Genomic DNA, 21,807 nt, shown 5'->3' on the forward strand with positions numbered 1-21,807 from the left:
CCCCCCCGTCCTCGCGGAACCGGAAACTCCTGTTATATCAATCTCGTACGCACTGCCGAACAATCTCGCCGCCGAAGATATCCCCAACGACAAGGGACAGGCGATTCGCATTTTCTGGGACGAGCCCAAACCCAAGGATACGGCCATCCTGGCGGCCACGCTCGTATTCTGGCGTCGCGCTTCGGGCGAGACCGAATGGCAACGCCTCGGCGAGGCGCCGCCGGCAACCGGGAAGTACGTCGACGCCTATCACCCGGCAACGAAAGGCCAACCGAGTCATCCCTTGGAAGACGGTACGGTCTATGAGTATAAGGTTTCGGTGTCCGAAGATCCGGCGCTGGAATCGGGCGTGATAACCGCCAGCGCCCGCGGGCATTGGTTCAATACCGAGCGGACCGTGGCCTTGGTCGCCACGATCGTATATGTGTTGCTGGTTACGTTTTTCATTCGCTACGCTCGCAGCGGCAAAGAGTTGTTCGTGCGACCGATCAGCGGCATCGACGCCGTGGAAGAAGCGGTCGGCCGCGCCACGGAAATGGGCAAACCGGTCCTTTACGTGCCGGGTATCGGGGAAATTCAAGAAGTCGCCACCCTCGCCGGGCTGACGATTCTTTCCCCTATCGCCGAGAAAGTGGCCGAATACGACACGCCGATCTTGGTTCCGAACCGCGACCCGATCGTGTACACGGTGGCGCAGGAAATCGTGCGCGAGGCGTACGTCAAAGTGGGCCGCCCCGACGCTTACAACGAAGACAACATCTACTTCCTCTCCGGTCGTCAATTCGCTTACGCGGCTGCGGTCAGCGGCCTGATGATGCGCGACAAACCGGCAACCAATTTCTTCTTCGGCATGTTCTACGCCGAGAGCCTGATCCTCGCCGAAACGGGTGCCGCGATCGGGGCGATTCAGATCGCCGGCACGGACCAGGTCGCGCAATTGCCGTTTTTCATCGCCGCCTGCGACTACACGCTCATCGGCGAGGAGTTGTACGCTGCTTCGGCCTATTTGAGCGGCGACGCGATTCTCGTCGGCTCGCTCAAGGCGCTGGATTGGATGAAAGTCGTTCTCCTGTCCATCCTGGGCGTTTCGTTGATCGGCTCCCTGTTCGGCTGGCATTGGCTGGCCAAGACGTTGGGAGGCTGATACGAGATGAAACGGCGACTGCCCATCTTTATCGCTTTCGGCATCGGGCTATTTATGGCCGTGCAATACTTCGTGCCCCACCGGTACGTGCAGAATCTCGTTGAGGAAATCAACCGCTGGGCAAATTTGATCTGGGCGGCGGCCCTTATCCTGGGCACCTTGTCGCTGACTAAGCACCTAACCGACAAAATGCTTCGCCAACGCGAGGGTTGGGGGTATGCCGTGGTGGCCATGCTCTCAATGATCGCCACCATCGTGACCGGCTTCTGGGGCGTTTCAGACGGCACCCCCTTCATGTGGGTGTTCCGCTATGTCCTGGCGCCGATGGAGGCGACGACTTTCAGCCTCCTGGCCTTCTACATCGCCTCGGCCGCGTTCCGGGCCTTCCGCGCCCGCAACATCGAGGCGACGCTGCTGCTGGTGGCTGCGACGTTGATTATGATCGGTCGCGTACCCATCGGCCACGCGATCAGCGAGTGGCTGCCGGCGACCACGGATTTCATTCTGGACTTTCCGAATACCGCCGCGAAACGCGGCATCATGATCGGCGTCGGCTTGGGTATGGTAGCCACGGCACTGAAAATCATTCTGGGTATTGAACGAGGCTATCTAGGAGACAAGGGGTAACCGTGCCGTCGATTTGGGGCAAAATCACATCACTGGACCGCCGCTGGACCTTCCTGGCGATGGCGGTGGCGGCGGTGTTGCCCTTTTTCGTGCCGCTGGGCCTGGCGATCACGCCGACGAAGGAAGTGACAGCGGTGTTCGACGCCGTGGAAGCTTTGAAGGACGCGGGCAAACCGCTGGTGGTATCCTTCGACTTCGACCCCGGCACCGACGCCGAAATCGGGCCGATGGCTCACGCGATAATGACTCATGCTCTGGTCAACGACACGCCGTTGATTCTTTTCAATTTCATCTATACCGGTACAGCGCTGGCCGAGTTGCGCCTCAAGCAGGCCACCGACCCGTTCCCGGAAAAGAAATACGGCATCGATTACGTGTTTCTCGGCAACAAGGTCGCTTTTGCGAACGTCATGCTGAACATGGCGACGGACCTGCGTCTTTCCTACGAAGAGGACTACAGCAAGACGCCGATCAACGACATACCGATCCTAAAAGGCATTCGCAACTACGATGACTTCGGCCTCGTGATCGGTCTTTCGGGCACGCGCCTGGTGGAATATTGGATTATTTACGCCTCAGAGCCTTTTGACTTCCCGTACGCGATCGGGTGTACGGCGGTCTCGGCTACCGATATGTACCCGTACATTCAAACCGGCCAAAGCATCGGCCTGCTCGGCGGCATGAAGGGCGCGGCTGAATACGAACAGTTGTTGATCGATAAACTCGAAAAGGAAGGGATTCGCGAGGACCTGATACCCTCGTTGCGCGATGCGTCGCGCGGGCTGGACAGCCAAACCTTGTGTCACTTGGTGGTGATTGCCTTTATCCTCATGGGCAACATCGCCTTTTTCGCCGGTCGCCGGAGGAGCATCTAGATGAACGGGATAACTGAACCGTTGATCGGCGGATATTTCTCCAGCAGCCTCGGCGTTTGGGTGGCGGCGTTTTTCACGCTGGCGATTTACACCTTCCTGTACAAGGACAACGTCGTCTACAAGTTCGTCGAGAACATCTTCATCGGCGTGGCGGCGGGCTACCTGGTTATCATCATGTGGGTGAACAACATCCAGCCGGAGCTGGTCGAGCCGCTCTTCGGCCAGGGCAAGCTTCGCTTGGTGCTGCCGCTGATTATGATGCTGCTGATCTTCACCCGCGTCTTCCCCAAGATTGCCTGGATGTCGCGCATTCCGATTTCCTTCGTCGTGGGGATCGGCGCCGGTATGGCCATTCCCAATACGATGATGGCGATGGTCGTGGCGCAACTGGGCGGCATGGCCAACATCGAATTCGCCAACCCGGAAACCGCGGTCTTGACCCAAGCGGGCCTACGCATGTTGATCGGCGGCATCATCATGCTGCTGGGTACGGTCGCGGCGATCGTCTACTTCTTTTTCTCGCTGCCGCACGAAGGACCCGTGGGCTATGTGGCGCGTTTCGGAACGTGGATCCTGATGATCGGCTTCGGAGCGTCGTTCGGATACACTGTCATGGCGCGCATCAGCCTGCTGATCGGCCGGGTGCTTTTCCTTTTGCGCGACTGGTTAATGATCATCGATTAGTCTGGATCGCCAGCGCTTCCCTTCCCCGCTCTCCGTTTGAATATGCTTTCAAAAATCGTCTTGCGCCCGATACCCAAACACCTTAATCTAACCGCGGCTTTGGGAAGGTCTTTTACTCGTTGAGGTTGGATATGAAGAAATCGATAGTTTTTCTCGCCGGCGTGTTGATTTCCCTCTCCTTTCTCGGTACCGCGTGGGGGTTCGACCTGGTCTCCATGCAACCCCGATACGACCGGTACGAGGTATTCACCGACGAACCGCTGGTGCTGGTCTTCGACCAATCCCTCGACCCCGCGTCCGTGGGCGCCGACGCCGTGGTCATCGACGATCTGAAAGAAGGCGGCACAATCGCCGGGACGACCTCCCTGGAATCCACGACCGTCGCCGACGACACGCTGGTGTTCACACCCACGACCGGCTTTTTCCCGTTCGCCCGCCGGCTCCAGGTGTCGCTGTCGACCGACCTGGAAGATTTAGGCGGCGCCGGATTCTCCGGTGAATTGCCGCACCTGGGCGTTTTCGTGGCCAATCTTCCCAACGACTTCGAGCGCCCCGAGCAGGTATCGTTCCCACCGTCGTTTCCCATTGAATTGTACGTCAACGCCAACGTGCTGCTCGGCTTCAATCCGCTGGATCCCGAGTCGCCCACCTCAGCGGAGATGAACTACGTACCCGGCATGTCGGCCACCGAAGCGTGGAAGATATGGACCGGCACTCCGGACGTGCTCATCGCCGTGATCGACGTGGGCATCGACCGCTACAGCAACGCCGAGTTGGCGCATCGCCTATTCCTGAACCGGGGCGAGTTGCCCCAACCCGAAGACGACGGCACGCCCTGCCCCGATTGGGACTGCAACGGCGACGGCCGTTTTGCCGCCGACGACTACGCAAACCACGCCGGCGTGTATGACATCAACGCCAGTGGATTGCTCGACCCGGACGACTTGATTCAATTGCTCTCCGACGAGATCGACAACGACGGCAACGGCCACGTGGATGACATCAGCGGTTGGGACTTTTTCCGCAATGTGAACCAGGCTATCGGCGTGGGGCAGTTCCCCGAAGGTACGCACGCACGCCTGCGGTCGGAAGACGCGGTGGCGCAAGCCGACAACGGCGTGGGCAACAAGCCCGGCTTCTGCCCCGATTGCTCGGTGCTTTCGGTGCGGGTCGGGGAAGCGATCGTGACCGAATTCAACCTCATGACCGCGGGCATGCAATACGCCGTGGACATGGGCGCGGACGTCATCATCGTGGCGATGGGCGTGGCGAACTACAACTACGAGTCGGAAATGGCTTTCGTCGACGCGTTTGAACGCGGCGTCTTCGTGGTCGCGGCTTCCGGCGACGAACTGGGCTTCCACCACATCTACCCCGCCGCGGGCGAGGACGTGTATTCCGTCAAAGGGCTCATGCCGCTGCCGCCGGTCGAATACGGCCCCCTGGACCTTTCCAAACTCGCATTCGTGGAAAGCTACTGCACGAATTACGGCGCGCGCATCGACGCCACGGGCGTGACCGGCGCGTGCAGTTCCGAGGCGACGTCGAACATCGCCGGCATCGCGGGTCTGTTGATTTCCTACGCCCGCCATCTGGGCATGGATTTGACCCCCGGGGAGATTCGTCAGCTTCTCAACATGACCGCGGAGGACATCAAGGATTCGTGCGTCGCGATCAATCTGCGTGGTTGCAAAGAAGGCTGGGAAGAGAATTTCGCCTACGGCCGCGTCAACGCCAAACTGGCGATCGACCGGCTCGGCGACCCCCTGTTCAACGTGCCCGAACGCATCCCGCCCGACGTGCGGATCACCGCGCCGCGCTGGTGGACGACGATCTGGGCCGATGAACAATCGACCTTCGACGTGGACGGCGAGATCTACGCGCGCGGCCGCCCCTACAACTGGGAATTGCAGATCGGTTTCGGCGTGGAACCCAATGCCGACGAGTTTATCTCTGTGGCCACGGGCAGCGGTCAGGCGGCTTTCGCCGGCAAGCTGGCCACTATCGACCTTTTCGATTACGTGGACGAAGCATGGCTGCGGCGTCGACCCGAAGCGCCGAACGACTTTACGGTGACGCTGAAGCTGCGCGCCACCTGGACGCCGGAGGGAGACGAACCGGTGCTGGGTGAGATCCGCAAGGCGCTGGCGTGGCATATCGACGACGACCCGAACACGGGCTTGCTGCCCGGCTTCCCGAAGTTCATCGGCGCGTCGGGCGTGTCCAGCCCGGTGCTCTACGACATGGACGGCGACGTCGACGGCGCGTTGGAAGTGATCTTCGGCGACTCAACGCCCGCTGTTGAAATGTGGAAACATAATCCGGAAACAGGTGGCCTGGAGCAGGCCTCCGGCTTCCCTGTGGACTTGCCGCCCAACCCCGAGCGCCTCTACGAAGACGCGGTGATCGCCTCGGTCGCCATCGGCCAGGTGTACGGCGACGGCATACCCTACATCGCCATTGCCACGAACCACGGTTTTGTGTACCTGATTCACGCCGACGGCAACGATCATCCCGGCGGTCCTTTTGTGGAGGGCTTCCCGGTCTCGGCAATGGAGCCGGACAATAGTAGCGGCTTGAGCTTCGCCCACGGCAACGCATTTCTCGCCTCCCCCACATTGGTGGACCTGGACGGTGACGGCGTGTTGGAAATCGTCGCCGCATCCTACGATCAGCACCTGTACGCGTGGAAAACCGTGGACGGAGATTTGGACGGCGAAGCCGACATCGTGCCGGGCTTTCCCGTGCCGCTGGATTCCAGTGCTGAAGCGGGGCTGGTTCCGCCGGCGATGATTTGCGACACGAACATGCCCGCGCAGGTTCTCGGCTCACCGATGGCCGCGATTCTCGACCCCGACCACAGCAACCCCGATATCGCCAACCATCCGGCGATCGTGGTGCCGACCTCCGAAGCGTGCCGCGGCAGCGGTGGTTTCACGGGCCGCGTGTACGCCGTGTACTGGAACGGCCTGGAAAACGAAGACGGCCCCTTCCTACCCGGGTGGCCCGCGGTCGTACTGATGCCACTGGGGGACGAACTGCCGATTCCGCCATTGACGATCGGCATGACCTCCAGCCCGGCCGGCGTGATTCACAATGGTGAGTTGATCATCAGCGTCGGCAGCTTTTTCTGGCTGCCACAGCTCATTACCTGGGACGGCGCACACACGCGGATCAAGCATTTGGGTTCGCGGCTCAACGTCGGCGTCACGGCCAACGGTAGTTTCGGCCATTTCGGCAACGACGACTCCATGTGGTATTTCTTCCCGACGGCGGGATTCATACAGGGCACCGAAAACGGTTTCCGCGCCGCGGCCTTCAACATCGTGGGCTGGAATCTGGACGACTTACCCAAAGCGGCTTGGCGTAAAAACTTCGAGGACATCAATTTCTTCGTCAATCCGATCATCGGTGATATCGACTACGACGGCAGCAACGAGGTGATCGCCGGTTCCGGCGGTTACATCATGCACGCCTCCAATATCGATTTGGAGGAACCGGACGGGTGGCCGAAGTTCACGCAAAACTGGATGACGAGCAGCCCGGCGGTGGACGACATCGACGGCGACCGGTACCTGGAAATCGCGGCGGTCACGCAGGAAGGCAACTTCTTTGCGTGGGGCGCGCGCGGCAAGTCCTGCGTCGGCGACCGCTCGGTGATGGATTGGCCTCGTTTCCGGCATGATCCGCATAGTTCCGGATTTTACGACACCGACGCCACGCCGCCGCGCCTGGTGCGCGACCTGCACGTTTACCGCACCGACGAGCCGGGCGTGTACGAAATCGTCTTCACCGCGCCGGGCGACGATCACGATTGCGGCACCGCCGCCTATTACGACATTCGCTACGCCACCGACGCAGGCGTCGATCTGCGCGATCCGGACATCTTCGGCCTGGCCGCGACCCTCGATCCTCCGACGCCGGTCAGTGGGGGTCAGGAAGTGCGGCTGACCGTGCAGGTCGACGATCTGCAGAGCGTCGCGATTCGCTCCTACGACGAAGTCGGTTGGGTGTCGCCGATTTCCAACGCCGCCGCGCCGGAGGATCCACAGCCCACCGACGACGATGACGATGACGACAACGACGACACCTCCGCCGACGACGACAGCGGCGACGATGACGACGATGATGACGCTGCCGACGACGACGATGACGATGACGACAATGACGACGATGACGAGGGCGGTTGCGGCTGCTGAGTTCGCTTGACTGACTAACCGTATGAAGGCGCGTTTCGACGCGCCTTTTTCTATGCCTCGGTGAGGTCAGTCACGTGCTGCGCGACGGCCAAGGCGGCCGTCAAACCGGGCGATTCCAACCCGATCAAGTGAATGATGCGCGGCTCGCCGGCCTGCGGCGCAATCCAGTAATCGACCGACGCCTCGCCCGGCCCGTAGCGCTTGGGCCGGATGCCGGCCTGCCCCATGCGCAAGTCATCAAGCGTCAACGCAGGACAAAGTCGCCGGGCGGATTCAAGAAACTCCGCCGGCGGCTGGCGGTCGGATTCGTAATCGTCCTTCTCCCGGATGTAACGGGCGTTCGGCCCCACCCACAGTTCGCCGTCCACTGTGCGCGTCAGGTGAACGCCGAGACTCAGGCGACGCGGCACCGGATACACCAAGTGGCGGATCAACCCGGCCCGTCGCGGCACGACGACCGCGTATTCGCCGCGGCAAGGATAGATCGTATGCCCCGTCTCACCGCACAGCCGGGCAACGTGGTCGGCATACAAACCGGCGGCATTGACCAAACGTCGCCCGCGGATGGACCCGTGCCGTGTGGTGTGCACGGTGATTCCGAGTGCGCCGACATCCACCGCTGTCACTTCGGCTTGTGGCACGAGGTCCGCGCCCCCTGACGCGGTGCGCGCCGCCAACTGGCGCACGAACTCGCCGACATCGAACACGCCGGTATGAGGCGACCACAGCGCGGCGATGCCGCGGACGTTCGGTTCCCGCGAGCGGATGAATTCCCGATCAACGATTTCCAGGCCGGACACACCGTTGGCCCGGCCGGTAGCCAGCAAGCCTTCGAGCGTCGGCACTTCGTTTTCGTCGCCGGCGACGATCAGTTTGCCGCTGAAACGGGCCGGCACCTTCCAGCGTGATAACGTCTCGCGCAGCAGGCGGTGTCCCGCCACGCACAGGCGCGCTTTGAGCGAACCTTCCGGATAATAGATGCCCGCGTGCGCCACGCCGCTGTTGTGGGTGCTGGTTTCTTCGCCGAAGCGGGCGCGCCGCTCAAGTACGACGACCGACTTCCCTCGCCGCGCCGCCTCCAGCCCGCACGCCAGTCCGATGACGCCGCCGCCGACAACAATGACATCCACATCCACCATGCGCGCATGATAGTCGTTTTGCCGCGCGGGCCAAGGGCGCGTTGGCACTCGCGGGCGCATGGGGCATAATCGCGCTTCACCCAGGGAGGCCCTTCCATGCCGATCTTGAACATCGCCGATTTGACATATAGCGAACTCAATCGAATGGACCCAAGCCGCTGCTTCGTCCTGGCCTCCTTCAGCCCCATCGAGGTACACGGCCCCCACCTGCCGCTCGGGGAAGATATCTTCACGGCCGAGGTGCTGGGAAAAATGACGGCCGATAAAATCATCGCGCAACATGCCGACTGGAACCTCTTATTCCTACCGCCGACCATGGTCGCCGCCGACGCCGTTCCGCGTTTGGGCACGGTGACATTTCCGCCGCACATGGTGCGCGACGTGGCCTATCACACCATGTTGCCCTTCGCCCGCGCCGGGTTCGCACGCCTCGGGTTTTCTTCGTTCCACGGTGGGCCGCGTCATTTCTTGGCGCTGGAAGTGGCGGCGCATCGTCTCTCGGCACTGCCCGGCCCGAGTGCGGCGATGAGCCTGTTCTCCGCCGCGCTGGGGCGGATGAAAGAGGGCCGCTTGTTTTTTGAAGCCGTCGAGAACGATGCCGGGTTCGACCTGACACTCGATCAAATGCGGGAAGACCATCACGCGGGATTCGTCGAGACATCTCTGGCACTGCATCTGTGGCCGGAATTGGTGGGCGACGGCTGGGAGGATCTACCGGCGTCGGTCGGTAAACCTCTGGAGGGCGGGCAGGACAGCGATTCCTTCCTGTTTGATCGTGGCGCAACGTCGCTTTGGGATCGCGTTCGCAACGGCGCCGACACCGCGGCATCGATGGCTCGCTCCATCGCTCATTTCAAAAAGAGCACGTACTACGGGCGCCCGCACGCCGCCTCGGCCCGCCGCGGCAAAAAACTTCTGCACGCGTTGACCGAGATAGCGGGCGAACTCGCCGTGGAATTCATCGAACAAGGCGCGGCGATGGATGTGCATTCACCCCTCTGGAGGGCGCGCCATTTGTTACTCAACAAAACCGTGAACGAAGCCTTCGACCGGTGGTTGAACAGCAGCCCCGCGTCGCCCGAAGAGGAGCAAGCATGAGCACGCTACGTTTTCCGGAAGGGTTCCTCTGGGGCGCGGCCACCTCGGCGCACCAAATCGAGGGCGGGCACGACGCCGACGGCAAAGGACCCAGCACATGGGACGTGTTCGAAACCGAAGCGGGCCGTATCCGCAACGGAGACACCGCCCAAGTGGCCTGCGACCATTACCATCGCTATGCCGAAGACGTCGGCCTGATGCGCAAACTGGGTTTGCGGGCCTACCGCTTTTCCATCGCGTGGCCGCGCGTGCAGCCTTACGGGTGCGGCCCGGTCAACGAGGCGGGATTGGATTTCTACGACCGCTTGGTCGACGCGCTTCTCGACGCGGGCATCACGCCTTTTGTGACGTTGTATCACTGGGATCTGCCGCAGCCGCTGCAGGCTGAGATCGGCGGCTGGGAGAGCCGGGAGATCGTCTCGCTGTTCGCCGATTACGCCGAGCTTTGCGCCGAACGTCTCGGCGACCGCGTCACGCACTGGATCACCCACAACGAACCGGGCGCGACGATGGAAGCTTATCTCGAAGGCACGATGCCGCCGGGCATCGTCGATGAGAAGAAAGCGTACCAGGTGGCCCACAACGTGCTTCTTTCGCACGGCCTGGCGACGCAAGCTCTGCGGGCGATTGGCGGCGAGCGATTCCAGATCGGCATTGCGCCGGATATCTGGCCCGTGTACCCGGCGACCGACGACCCGGCCGATATCGAAGCGGCGGAGCTGTTGTGGGAGAAGCGGTGGGCTTGGTTCTTGGAACCGCTGGGGTTGAAGCGCTACCCCGCCAAGGCCTGGGAGGCGCTGGGCGACAGCCGTCCGAAGGTTCTGGACGGTGATTTGGAGTTGATCGGCCAGCCGCTGGATTTCCTTGGCGTCAACCATTACTCGCGGGTGGTCGTCGGCCGAGACGGCGAAGTGGAACGGCTACCGGATCGCCCCTACACCGATTTCGGTTGGGAAGTCGTTCCGGAAGCATTCTACGACGCGCTGGCGCGGGTGCATGCGAACTACAAGCTCGGCCCGTTTTACATCACGGAAAACGGCGCGGCGTACAACGACGTACTCGACGCCGACGGGCGCGTGCGCGATCCGAAACGGCAGGCGTATTTCGCGCAATACCTCGCCACGCTCCACCGCGCCATCACCGACGGCGTGCCGGTGAAGGGGTACTTCGCCTGGTCGCTGCTCGACAACTTTGAGTGGGCGTACGGCTACTCCGTCCGTTTCGGTTTGATTCACGTCGACTACGAGACGCAGGCGCGCACGATCAAGGAAAGCGCGCGTTGGTATGCGCAGGTGATTGCGGATAACGGTTTCGAAAGCGAGTAATTCGCGTCACAAAACAAGAGAGGCCGGATTTTCACCCGACCTCCCTTGCTGTCTCTAACCTAATTTTTCTTTTTGACCGCCCGGAAGGGATTCACCCAACCGGCGAACGCCGGGCCGCTGCGCGTCTGGATGAAAATGTCTCCCTGACCCCGATAGCGACACACCAACCCCTCGCCCGAGAGGAAGGTCGCTTTGAGGCCGCCGACCGCCTCGACCTTGTAGTCGATGGTGTCGGGGAAGGCGACGATGTGCGTGGTGTCGACGATGTATTCGCCATCCACGTGCACTTTTTTCAAGCCGCCGTAACTGGAGATAAAGAGCGTTCCGGTTCCGCTTATTTTGAGCAGAATGAATCCCTCGCCGGAGAAGAAGCTCTTGGCTCCGCCGAACTTCGCGTCGATTTCGATGTCACCCACGTGCGCGATGTACGCACCGGCTTGCAGGAAGTAGGTGCCGCCGCTGAGTTCGATCGCCTCCACATCGCCGGGTGTCGAGGGCGCAAGTTTGATCGTGCCCGGGGCGCCTTCGGCGGTGAAGGTGTTGGTCATGAAGTTTTCGCCGGCCAATTTGCGTTTCAGTCCGCCGAGCAGGCCGCCCTTCATCTCTGTTTTGATTTGCACGTTGGCGCTCATCGCCACCATCGCGCCGGGTTCGGCGACGACGCTTTCGCCGGCCTCGAGTGACAATTCCACCAACGCGTAATCAGGTTTTCCCGTCAGTTCGTAGTCCATGGCGTCCTCCTACCGTTCGCGCGGTGGCAGCTTCGCGCCGAGAAACTGGCCGAAGCCCGGGGCGTTGTGGGTTTGCATCCACAGTTTGCCCTTGCCGGTGAATTTGCAGACCAGGCCCTCGCCGGAAAGCAACGTCGCTTTCCAACCGCCGACTTTCTGCGGCTTGAATTCGAGGCTCTCCTCGTAGGCGACGATGTGGCCGGTATCAACCACGTATTCGCCGTCCACATCCACGGAGAAGACACCGCCGAAACTGTTGACGAGCAAGTCGCCCGTGCCGGTAACCTTGATCCAAAAGATGTTCTCGCCGGAGAACAAGCCCTTGAAACCGGCGAACTGGGTGTCCAAATCGAGGCCCGTGCTGCCGGCGAGGAAACTCGAGCCCTGCACGATAACGGCTTTGCCGCCGTCAAGCTGAATGTGCTCGATGTCGCCGATGAGCGTTGGCGCCAAGGAAACGTGGCCGTCTCCTGATGCCGTGAATTTGTTCAAGAAGAAATTTTCACCCGCGAGCAGACGTTTGGCCGCTTTGAGCAAGCCGCCCCCGCCGCCCCGGGAAAAAGTGCTGGTTTCGACGGATACGTTGGTGCTCATGCAGACCATCGCTCCGCCTTCGGAAATGACTGCTTCCCCGTCGCCGAGGTGCACGTCGGCCACCGCATAGGATGGCCGGTGCTGAATCTCAATTCTCATGGCATCCCCTCCTTAGTGCGGTAACAAGCCTTCAAGCCAGCTCACGAGCGAGCCGACCGTCCGGCTTTGGATCCACAGTTTGCCTTTGCCGTTAAACCGCGCCACGAAGCCCTCGCCCGACAGCAGCGTCGACTTCAGGCCGCCGATTTTCTTGACCTTGAAATTCAGGCCCGGTTCAAAGGCGACGATGTGCCCGGTGTCGACCACGTATTCCCCGTCAACCTCGATTTCCACGATGTTGCCGTAGGCGTTGAACCACAAGTCGCCGGTGCCCTTGGCCTCCAGCAGGAACAAGCCCTCGCCGGACATCATGGATTTGAGCCCGCCGTATTTCGTCTTCAAAGCGATTTGCGGCGAACTGGCCAGGAAGGCCGACGCCTGCAATACGACCGAAGAACCCGACAGCGGGTAGTGGACTATTTGCCCCGGCACCGAAGGCGACAACACGAGGGAGCCGCCTTCGCCCTTGGGCGAATAGGTGTTCTGGAAGATGCTCTCGCCGCCCAGTAACTTACGAATCAAGGCTTTGAGAAAACTGCCGTACACCTTGGTTTGGATGTCCATGTTCGAGGACATCGCCACCATGGAGCCGGCCTCCGTGCGCACCTCGTCTCCTTTATCCAGCTCCACGTGGAGACTGGCGAAAGAGGGACCGTGCTTGATTTCGTGTTTCAACGCTACCTCCTCTCATACCGTGTGATCGGAATCACGCATATTCCCGGCACAAGCCGGAAATTACCCCGTCAAGATAACTTGCCGTACGCCTCTTATTTTTCTCCGTTGGAAACTCTATCAATATAACCGCGCTCCTTGTAAAGCAATAGACCTCCATGTTTTTGGGTCGAAAAGCAACAGCCAAAAAGGCCGTCCGGTTGACAGTGAGGCGATTCTTGGGCAACCTTTGCCTGCTTGCTTCCGCATTCGGAAGTCCGTCGGAACCGTTATTCACATGAGGTAGGCCATGGCCGAAAAGAGCAAGAAAACAGCCCGGAAAGCGCCGACCGCCGCCAAGGCGAAAACCACCAAGACCAAAGAGAAAAAAGCTCCGGCCAAGAAGAAGGTCCCGGCCAAAAAGAAAGCCGTGGCCGTGAAGGTCCCAGCAAAAAAGAAAGCCCCGACCAAGAAGAAAGCTCCGGCGAAAAAGAAATCGACGGCGCGCACGATCTTCTTCACCGGCTTCCCCGGTTTTCTCGGCACATGGGTCGCAAAGGAAATCCTCGCCCAGGCTCCGAAAACGAAGTTCTATTTTCTTGTGCAGGACAAATTCCTGGAGGCCGCCAAACGGAAAGCGGCGGACATTCTCGGTGCGAAGAGCGACGTCGAGTTCTTCGTCGGCGATTTGACCCACGATGACCTGGGCCTGACCAAGAAGATGGTCGCCACGTTGAAAAAGGAAGTCACCGAAGTGTGGCACTTGGCCGCAGCGTACGACATCAAGGTCAGCGCCAAGACCGCTTGGGACGTGACTGTTCAGGGCACGACGCGCGTGCTTGATTTGTGCAAGGGCATCAAGGGCCTGCAAAAGCTGGTGTATTTCTCCAGTTTCTGCGTCTCTGGGCTTCGCACCGGGTTGGTCTTGGAGGACGAACTCGAATACGGCCAAGGGTTCAAGAACAACTACGAGTCCTCGAAATTCGAAGCCGAAGTATTGGTGCGGCGACGGGCGGGCAACGTGCCCACGATCGTCATGCGGCCCGGCATCGTAATGGGTGACAGTCGCAGCGGCGTCACGGACAAATTCGACGGCGCGTATTTTATGATTCGCTTCCTGGCCGCGGCGCAACGCGACGGATACCTCAAACCCCTGCAGAACTTCCGGCTACCGAGCATCGGCAAGGGCGCAACGTATTTTCACGTCGTGCCTGTCGATTACATAGCGCGCGCCGCCGTTCACATTGCCGCGCAAGACGCGGCGATCGGCAAAACGTTTGCGCTCTGTGATCCGGACCCCTTGACCGGCCGCGAGTTTATCGACGAACTCTACGCCCACTTCGGCATCGGCCGCACGTTCGGCGCTCTGCCGCTGACAGTGGCGCGTATGTTGTCGGTCATGCCGGGTCTCGCCGATTTCATGCGCATCCCGGAAGAGACGCTGGACTATGCCAATCATTACGTGGTTTATGACTGCCGGAACACGACCGCGTTTTTGAAAAACAGCGACATCACGTGTCCGCGGGTGCCCAACTACCTCGGGACACTGATCGATTTCGTCAAAGAGCATCTCGACAACGAGGAGAAAACCGCTAAGTATTGAGGTTGGTTCGCGCCCCGGACATGTCCCCGGGGGCTTTTTTTCGCGAATGGAGGATATCGTACATGCGTTACCGCACGACTCGCATCAGCCCCAAGATGGCCTTTCGAAAAAGTGTCGTGACTTCACCGCGTGCGACCATGCAAGTAGGCCGCAACGATCCCTGCCCCTGCGGCAGCGGCAAGAAATACAAAAATTGCTGCATCGAGAAGGGTGACACCTTTTTGCACAAAATGGCAAAAAAGGCGAAGAAAGATCAGGAGCCGTCATTCTTGGCCCGCCTGTTCAAGCGCGACAAAAAATGACCCGCGCTTTCCGCCCGGTCGGAGCCCTGCTGACCCTCGCAGCGCTCGCCGTGTGGGTGCTTTACCTGGCCGTCGACACGGATTACGACGAGCATACCCTTCTGGCACAACTCGTCTTGCTCGCCTTGTGCATTTGGATTTTCGCCTGGCGGCGCGAGATCGGCCCGCCGAAAATTCTCACGATCACCGGCATCATCATCACGATGCTGATGCTGGGGCATTTGGCGCAGTTGCGCGCGGTTTGGGTAAGCCAAGTCAAGCGCACGGTGGCGCGCAACGTCCTGCTGACCGTGGCCGACGATCTGCAAAAGATGGAGACAACCGGCCTCCCGCTCCCGGAGAGCATCGCCTGGGAAGAGCTTCGCGGAGTGTTCGCAACCGCCGGCGTCTGGCAGCCGTTGTCGATGCCAAACGAGGCGGGGAAACGCGTCGTGCATTATCCACGGGTGCCGCGCCACGACGAATGGGGCTGCAAATACGAGTACGCAAAAATCGGCGTTCACGAATTCCGGCTGCGTAGTAGTGGACAAGACCGCCGGTGGAATACGGCCGACGATATCGTGGTCGCCACGGGCCCGGCGACTCGCCTCGTTGCGCACGCCCTGCCCGGCGATCTTTCCTTCGTGGCGCGGCAATGAGCGAGGCGCGGCCAACCTGGTGGATGCGTTCGCTGCTGGGTTTGCCGGTCGCCGGCGGCGTCGTGCTCGGCGCGTGGTACGGCCTGGTCCTCGACGTTGCGCTTTTCTCCCTGCTCTGGCTACTCGCCGCGCTAACTCTCCTCGCCCTTCGTTTCGCGCTGCGCCATTGGCCCAAAACGAAACCCGTATCGCGATTTCTCAGCGTCTTACTTTGGCTCATGGCGGTTGCCGCGTGGTTGACGATGTTCTACCCGGCCCTGCTGGTTTCCCTTCCGTTGACGATTGTCCTGCTCGCCTTGGCCACCGCGGCGTACGTGATCGAGCAACGCAAGACGCTACGCGATTGGCCGGTCGCTGTACTACCACTTTTCGCGGCGTTCGCCGCCGGATTGCCGCGCTTTCATTGGCTGCTTCTCGGCTTGCCGCTGGTCATGCTCGGCCTGGCCGCGGCGACACGAACGAACGCGACGTACTACCCGCGCGGTTTGCGTTGGCTGCTCGCACTATGGGTGGCAATGCTGGGGTCGGTGTTGGTGCCCTTCTACCAGGGGCGACCATCGGGATCGACCGAGAAAATCCTCGCCCAGCCCGGTGTCACGGCGATTTTTGACTACCGTCAGAAGGCCTCTCCTTTGCGCCCGCTGCTCGGCGACAAAACCCGCTTCGGAGTCCCCGATTGCCATGGCGATCTTTTGCTCGGCACGCGTCACGGCGACGCCGGCCTGGTTCGCGTCGAAGGCGAGAACGCAGCGATCGCGCATTGCGGCCCGGTCAGCGATTTTATCGCCGTCGATTGCCCGCGAAACCGCATCAACGTCGGCTTGTGGAACTCCGGTTCGATCCTGCGGCTGCGCCACGACGATCTCACTTCGGAAGGAGTCGTCGTCACTCACGACATCGACCGCATCTCGAAGTTGTGGACCGCGCCGGACGGCACCGTCTATGCCTCCGCCGACAACGCGAAACGGCTGCTCGTCGTGTACCCCGATCAAGACCAACCTGAATCTTGGGAGTTCCCCCACTTCGTGACGGACTGGATCATCGACCCCGACCGCGACCGCCTGGTCATCGCGTCGTGGGGCGGCAGCCTGTATACCTACCGGCTGAGCGACCGCCGCCTGCTCGGGCAAGACCGCGTGCGCGATTTTCTCATTCAGCTAACCTACGATCCTGCTCACGAGATTCTTTGGGTACACGGTTTTTACACCGGCCGCCTCGTTCGCTTCGACCTTCGCACGTCCCGGCGGACCGCAGAGCGACGGCTGGAGCCGGGCATTCGCTTCTCGGCACTTACAAAAGACGGTCGCCTTGTGGTGGGGAATTTTTTCACAGGAGACCTGCGGGAGGTCGACGCGGTTACGCTCGCTGGAGAATCACGCCGTCACGTCGGGCGCCGTTTGCGGAACGTGACCTACGATGCGCGGCGCCATCGGATTATCGCCGCCTCCGCACTTGGCGTATTCGCTCTGACGCCCATGCCTTAGTCGGTCTCACCCTCGTTCTCCGTCCTTGCTTCGCGCTCGTCGGCGTCCGACGGTTCATAGATGCATACGCGATTGCGGCCGCCGTGCTTGGCTTTGTACAACGCGATGTCGGCGGCGCGAATCAAACCGGCACTGTCGGAAGCATGATCCGGAAAACTGGCAATGCCGATGCTGATCGTCACTTTTCTGGGCAGGCCCGGCACTTCGGCCTCGGCGACGGCTTCCCGAACGCGCTCGGCGACCGCGCTCGCGCCTTCCACGCCTGTTTCCGGAAACACGACTGAAAATTCCTCGCCGCCGAATCGCGCCGGCGTGTCGACTTCCCGCACCCGCGTGCGCAGGACATCCGCGATTTTGATCAGCGTGCTGTCGCCCACGTCATGGCCGTAGGTATCGTTGACCGACTTGAATTTGTCGAGGTCGCAAATCGCCACCGAAACCCGCTTGCCGTAGCGCTCGGCCCGCTTGAGTTCCGCCGCCAGCCGGATATTGAAAAAGCGGCGGATGTAGATCTTCGTAAGTTCGTCGGTAATCGCCATTTCGTAGAGCGTGGCGTTGTTGATCGCTACCGCGGCCTGGTTGGCCATAGCGGTGAGCAGTTCGAGGTCTTCGGGAGTAAAGGGCTTGCCGTCCTTTTTGTTTGTGATGTTGATCACGCCGATCGGTTCGTCGGCGGCTACGAGCGGTAGGCAAAGAATCGATACCACATTCGATTGTTCGTGTGACTCGTAGCGGTCGTCCTTGTCGGCGGAATTGACGATGATCGCCTTCTTTGTCTCGAAGACCCGCCCGGCGATGCCCTCGCCAACCGCGAAGCTCGTGCATTCGCGTTCGCCGTTGTTGATGGCTTCTTCGTCGCGTTTGTCGGGCAGGCCTTTGACGACGCGCACCATGAGGCGTTGCGTGGCGGTGTCGTAGAGCATCAGCGAACCTTTTTGCGATGCCGTGGTGTTGATCGCCTCGCCGAGAATGAACTTCAGCAGTTTTTTCAGGTCACTGATGTGGATCATGGCGGCGCCGATGTCGTAGAGCATCGACAAGTTTTTCACCATTTTGTCCAGTTCCGTTTTGTCCTGCTGATTCTTTTCGTAGAGCATCGTCGTTTTCATGCTCACCGCGGCGTGGGACGACAACGTCGCAAGGAACTCGATGTCGTTATCGCTGAGAGTGGTCCCGTCTTCTTTTTTACCGACGGCCAAGAAGCCGACGACCTCGCCGCCGTGGACCAGAGGCAGGAAATATTTCGCGTCCAGCTCATTGAGCCGGTGCTGCTCGAAGGGAACGCGAAATCGCGGCTTTCCGCGGTTGTCGACGACGGAAAAGGGTTGCCCCTGCAAAATCGCCTGCCACAACAAGCCCTCGTGCCACGGAAATGAGAAGTCCACGGGCAGCGAATCCGGTAAGCCAAAGCCGCGCTCCATATTAAATGCCGTGCGGTCCTCGCTCATGACAAACAGCGCGTACGACTTCAGGCCGAAGCGTTCGTGCACGATGCTTGTATAGATGACATACACCTCACGAGCTTCCAGCACGTTGTCGAACGCCTTGTTGGCCTGCAGCAAACTGGTCAGGTTGAACAGTTCCTGGTCCAACTTGTAATTTTCGCGCCGAAGTTCTTCGAGCTGGGTTTCGAGGGCCGCTTGGTCTTCCGGTTTACCAGCCATGATTCGCCCGCCTTTGGTGTTTTGTTATTTCTAGCACGGCGGGCCGAGGTTAACAAGTTTCCGCGAAAGGAAAATTGACATTCGGCAGGCATTCCGGCATACCTGGTCTCACAAGGGAGGGTTCATGAAGTACTCGCGTTGGTTCGCCGTCTGGTTGGTTATTATAACGCTGGGCTTCACCGCATGGCTGGCCCATGCGCAGCAAGCCGACGACGATATGACCTTAGACGACGACACGGCGCCGGATGACGACACGGTCGCCGATGATGATACCGCCGCGGACGACGACACCGCCGAGGACGACGACACCGCCGAGGACGACGACACCGAAGATAGCCCCGAGCCTGAAAACACACCCGATAGCGATATCGACGCCGGACACACCCTCGTGGCCAGCGACGGCGGTTGCGGCTGCCTCTAACCGCCCTCTTGCCTACGCCTTTTTCGTTTGAGTCGCCACGCGCGAATCGCCCGCGTCGAGTCGAGGCTGCGCCGCCGCTCCGTCTAACGCGCCCTTGCCGCCCACTCCGACTTCGCGGCGTTTTCCAAAGATGTACTTGATGAATTTAACGAAGGCATCGGCGAAGTAACGAAGGTCGTCACCGCTTTTGATCATCGCCAGCTTGCGAAGCACGAATCCGGGCCGCAAATAGATGCGGCGGTACATGGACCGCTGCAGGGCGATCAACTGCGCGGGGGAAAAGTGCTCCGTGCGCCATACGGGTTCGCCGCGCACGATGTCGAATTCGTCCCAATCTTCCGAAAGCAGCATTCCCTCGCGGCGCATCGCTTCGTACAGGTCGGTGCCGGGGAAAGGTACGGCAAGATAGACCATGACGAAATCGGGACGGATGCGAAGCATGAGGCGGAAGGTCTGCTCGACCTCGGCGGCCGTCTCGCTCGGGTGAGCGCCGATCATGATGAAGGCCGCGGTGAGAATGCCCGCCCGTTTTGCCCCGTCGAACGCCGCCTCGACCTGCGGCAACGTGATCTTCTTGCGCACGGCCTCGAGCATGCGCGGGCTACCGCTTTCGACGCCGAAGGCGATCTTCACGCATCCCGACGCTGCCATCTCGCGCAGTAGGGCCGCGTCGACGTTCGTCACACGGCTGTCGCAATCCCAGGACACGTTCATCTCGCGCAGGCCGCGTACGATTTCCAGCAGCCGCTGCCGACCGAACGTGAAGGTATCGTCGTCGATCGTGAAGTGCTCGATGCCGAAACGCTCGACGCACTCGCGCACCTCGCCCAGAACGTGGCGGGCACTGCGGAAACGCACGCGGCCGCGGTGTGTCACGTGGCTGGCGCAAAAAAAGCAGCGGACGGGGCAACCTCGGCTGGTAAACAGTTCGGTGATGTTGCGAATTTTGCTCGACAGCCCCGGGCTCGAACTGCCTTGGTACAGCGAGAAATCCAGCAAGTCGCGCGCCGGGTAGGAGAGATCGTCGAGGTTGGCGATCAGGGGGCGCGACGGCGCAACCCGGATGTCGCCGTCATCGCGATAGACCGTGCCCGCGACGCCGGCCCACTCGCGCCGGCCGCGTTGTACATCGGCGCACAACTCCGCCAGCGTCAGTTCGCCCTCGCCGATAACGCCCAAATCGAAGCTCTCAAATTCGGCCAAGGTTCGTTCGGGCAGCGCCGAGACATGCGGTCCGCCAACGATGGTGACGATGTTGCGGTCACACTCCTTGACGACGGCCGCCAGTTGCGCCGCCGTGCGCACCAGCGGGGTCATCGCTGAAAAGCCGACGATCTGCGGCTGAAAGCGCGTGACGTTTTCCCGCAGATGCTCCGGCGAATACGGTAGGACGCCGTAGTCCCATATCTCCACCTCGACAGCCAGCCGATCGCGCACGTAAGCCGCAAGCTGCGCCAAGTTGATCGGGTGTTGGCACACCTCGCTGGCGATCGACTTCATGGGTTCGGGCGGATGGATCAGGGCCAGGCGCATGGCGCTCTCTCCTTCTGTGCAACCACGGTAGCGGCGGGTTTCGCGGGCGTCAAACTAACGGGAGCGCAGGCGGACGGGGCAGCGGTCGCAGCGCGGCTTGGACTTGCGGCAAAACTCCTTGCCCACATACACGATTTGGGCGTGAAACTCGTTGTAGTAGGCGGTGTCGCGCGGCAGTCGGGCGTGGAAGAGGTCCTGCAGTTCGTGGTAGGCGGCGTCTTCGGCCGTGAGCCCCATGCGGTAGAGGATGCGCCGCGTGTAGGCGTCGACAACGAACACCGGCTGCTGCGCGGCATACAGGATGATGGAATCCGCCGTCTCCGGGCCCACGCCGTTGATCGACAGCAGTTCCTCGCGCAGGGTATCGATCGGCTGCGAGAGCATGACACGCAGGCTGCCTTGGTGGCGGCGCGTCACGTACTCGCAAAACGCTTTTAGCTTTTTAGCTTTCTGGTTGTAATACCCGGAAGGGCGAATCGCGTTGGCAAGCAACACTTCGTCCACCAGGTGCATGCCGCGCACTGACAGGAAACGTCGCGCCTTCAGGTTGGTGATGGCTTTTTCGACGTTGGTCCACGCAGTGTTCTGGGTGAGGATCGCCCCGACGCAAACCTCGAACGGTGAATCGCCGGGCCACCAATGCAGCGGGCCGAAGTGTTCGAAGGCACGTTGGTAGAGGCGCCTCAGGCGCCGCGTGACGCTAGCGGCACAGAGTGGTAATGTCGCCGGCGTCCGGGAAGGTCGACATCCATACATCCCGCGTCCCCGTTTTGGCAAAGCAGTTAATGCACAGGAAATAATCTTTGGGCTCGGACATCTGCAGGAATTCGATGGCCGTCCCGTTGTCGTTTTTCGCGCTTACGCGTTTGGTTTTTCCGGTATGCAGGCAATAGCCGTCGATCGCGTAGGTTTCCCCATGGTGTTTTGTTTCAACGATTTCCCGCCCGCAGCTAAGACAACGCGGCATACAAACGTCCCGAAAAAAATTCCGCTAAT

At 60.8% G+C, this 21,807-nt stretch carries 20 protein-coding genes; 12 read left to right on the forward strand and 8 right to left on the reverse strand.

Features of this window, described 5'->3' with window-relative positions; all coding sequences use genetic code 11:
• The 5 genes from P9L99_10300 to P9L99_10320 all read left to right on the forward strand — a co-directional run.
• On the forward strand, positions 1 to 1,144 hold a 1,144-nt coding region (locus P9L99_10300), incomplete at its 5' end, for a hypothetical protein (GenBank protein MDP8223738.1).
• 6 nt (positions 1,145 to 1,150) lie between these two features.
• Positions 1,151 to 1,771 (forward strand): hypothetical protein, encoded by a 621-nt coding sequence (locus P9L99_10305; protein MDP8223739.1) that lies wholly within the window; start codon positions 1,151 to 1,153, stop codon positions 1,769 to 1,771.
• Positions 1,772 to 1,773: 2 nt separating this feature from the next.
• The gene (locus P9L99_10310; GenBank protein MDP8223740.1) at positions 1,774 to 2,646 is read left to right on the forward strand and encodes a hypothetical protein; all 873 of its coding nucleotides are present in this window, start codon (positions 1,774 to 1,776) and stop codon (positions 2,644 to 2,646) included.
• Positions 2,647 to 3,330, forward strand: a complete 684-nt coding sequence (locus tag P9L99_10315; protein MDP8223741.1) for a hypothetical protein — start codon at positions 2,647 to 2,649, stop codon at positions 3,328 to 3,330.
• A gap of 131 nt (positions 3,331 to 3,461) precedes the next feature.
• The gene (locus P9L99_10320; GenBank protein ID MDP8223742.1) at positions 3,462 to 7,529 is read left to right on the forward strand and encodes a S8 family serine peptidase; all 4,068 of its coding nucleotides are present in this window, start codon (positions 3,462 to 3,464) and stop codon (positions 7,527 to 7,529) included.
• Between the two features lie 50 nt (positions 7,530 to 7,579).
• Here the strand turns inward: P9L99_10320 and P9L99_10325 are convergent, their stop codons facing one another.
• Positions 7,580 to 8,728, reverse strand: a complete 1,149-nt coding sequence (locus P9L99_10325; GenBank protein MDP8223743.1) for an FAD-dependent oxidoreductase — start codon at positions 8,726 to 8,728, stop codon at positions 7,580 to 7,582.
• Positions 8,729 to 8,764: 36 nt separating this feature from the next.
• Here P9L99_10325 and P9L99_10330 point away from each other — a divergent pair, with 36 nt between their 5' ends.
• Entirely contained in the window at positions 8,765 to 9,766 is a 1,002-nt protein-coding gene (locus P9L99_10330; protein MDP8223744.1) for a creatininase family protein, read from the forward strand.
• Complete coding sequence (locus P9L99_10335) at positions 9,763 to 11,091, forward strand: GH1 family beta-glucosidase (protein ID MDP8223745.1); 1,329 nt, start codon at positions 9,763 to 9,765, stop codon at positions 11,089 to 11,091. The genes P9L99_10330 and P9L99_10335 overlap by 4 nt, the downstream gene beginning before the upstream one ends.
• A 59-nt stretch (positions 11,092 to 11,150) precedes the next feature.
• Here the strand turns inward: P9L99_10335 and P9L99_10340 are convergent, their stop codons facing one another.
• Genes P9L99_10340 through P9L99_10350 form a run of 3 tightly spaced genes read right to left on the reverse strand, consistent with a single transcriptional unit; the run spans position 11,151 to position 13,190 of the window.
• Complete coding sequence (locus P9L99_10340) at positions 11,151 to 11,822, reverse strand: TIGR00266 family protein (protein ID MDP8223746.1); 672 nt, start codon at positions 11,820 to 11,822, stop codon at positions 11,151 to 11,153.
• Between the two features lie 9 nt (positions 11,823 to 11,831).
• Positions 11,832 to 12,515: a TIGR00266 family protein gene (locus P9L99_10345; GenBank protein MDP8223747.1), complete on the reverse strand. Its 684-nt coding sequence runs from the start codon at positions 12,513 to 12,515 to the stop codon at positions 11,832 to 11,834.
• A gap of 12 nt (positions 12,516 to 12,527) precedes the next feature.
• Positions 12,528 to 13,190 (reverse strand): TIGR00266 family protein, encoded by a 663-nt coding sequence (locus P9L99_10350; GenBank protein ID MDP8223748.1) that lies wholly within the window; start codon positions 13,188 to 13,190, stop codon positions 12,528 to 12,530.
• Between the two features lie 286 nt (positions 13,191 to 13,476).
• Here P9L99_10350 and P9L99_10355 point away from each other — a divergent pair, with 286 nt between their 5' ends.
• The 4 genes from P9L99_10355 to P9L99_10370 all read left to right on the forward strand — a co-directional run bounded on the left by P9L99_10355 (position 13,477) and on the right by P9L99_10370 (position 17,193).
• Positions 13,477 to 14,769 (forward strand): SDR family oxidoreductase, encoded by a 1,293-nt coding sequence (locus P9L99_10355; GenBank protein ID MDP8223749.1) that lies wholly within the window; start codon positions 13,477 to 13,479, stop codon positions 14,767 to 14,769.
• 62 nt (positions 14,770 to 14,831) lie between these two features.
• Positions 14,832 to 15,071, forward strand: a complete 240-nt coding sequence (locus tag P9L99_10360) for an SEC-C metal-binding domain-containing protein (GenBank protein MDP8223750.1) — start codon at positions 14,832 to 14,834, stop codon at positions 15,069 to 15,071.
• The gene (locus P9L99_10365) at positions 15,068 to 15,709 is read left to right on the forward strand and encodes a hypothetical protein (protein MDP8223751.1); all 642 of its coding nucleotides are present in this window, start codon (positions 15,068 to 15,070) and stop codon (positions 15,707 to 15,709) included. The genes P9L99_10360 and P9L99_10365 overlap by 4 nt, the downstream gene beginning before the upstream one ends.
• Positions 15,706 to 17,193 (forward strand): hypothetical protein, encoded by a 1,488-nt coding sequence (locus tag P9L99_10370; GenBank protein MDP8223752.1) that lies wholly within the window; start codon positions 15,706 to 15,708, stop codon positions 17,191 to 17,193. Before P9L99_10365 ends, P9L99_10370 begins: the two co-directional genes overlap by 4 nt.
• Here P9L99_10370 and P9L99_10375 read toward each other — a convergent pair.
• Complete coding sequence (locus tag P9L99_10375; protein MDP8223753.1) at positions 17,190 to 18,857, reverse strand: diguanylate cyclase; 1,668 nt, start codon at positions 18,855 to 18,857, stop codon at positions 17,190 to 17,192. The genes P9L99_10370 and P9L99_10375 overlap by 4 nt on opposite strands.
• A gap of 124 nt (positions 18,858 to 18,981) precedes the next feature.
• Between P9L99_10375 and P9L99_10380 the strand changes: the two genes are divergently transcribed.
• Positions 18,982 to 19,278 (forward strand): hypothetical protein, encoded by a 297-nt coding sequence (locus P9L99_10380; protein MDP8223754.1) that lies wholly within the window; start codon positions 18,982 to 18,984, stop codon positions 19,276 to 19,278.
• A 12-nt stretch (positions 19,279 to 19,290) separates the two neighbouring features.
• Here P9L99_10380 and P9L99_10385 read toward each other — a convergent pair whose 3' ends face one another.
• The 3 genes from P9L99_10385 to P9L99_10395 are packed head-to-tail and all read right to left on the reverse strand — an operon-like array spanning position 19,291 to position 21,778.
• Positions 19,291 to 20,811: a radical SAM protein gene (locus tag P9L99_10385; GenBank protein MDP8223755.1), complete on the reverse strand. Its 1,521-nt coding sequence runs from the start codon at positions 20,809 to 20,811 to the stop codon at positions 19,291 to 19,293.
• Between the two features lie 54 nt (positions 20,812 to 20,865).
• Complete coding sequence (locus P9L99_10390) at positions 20,866 to 21,567, reverse strand: hypothetical protein (protein ID MDP8223756.1); 702 nt, start codon at positions 21,565 to 21,567, stop codon at positions 20,866 to 20,868.
• Complete coding sequence (locus tag P9L99_10395) at positions 21,512 to 21,778, reverse strand: hypothetical protein (protein ID MDP8223757.1); 267 nt, start codon at positions 21,776 to 21,778, stop codon at positions 21,512 to 21,514. Before P9L99_10395 ends, P9L99_10390 begins: the two co-directional genes overlap by 56 nt.
• Positions 21,779 to 21,807: the final 29 nt, after the last annotated feature.

Source organism: Candidatus Lernaella stagnicola, from assembly GCA_030765525.1.
Taxonomy (GTDB): domain Bacteria; phylum Lernaellota; class Lernaellaia; order Lernaellales; family Lernaellaceae; genus Lernaella; species Lernaella stagnicola.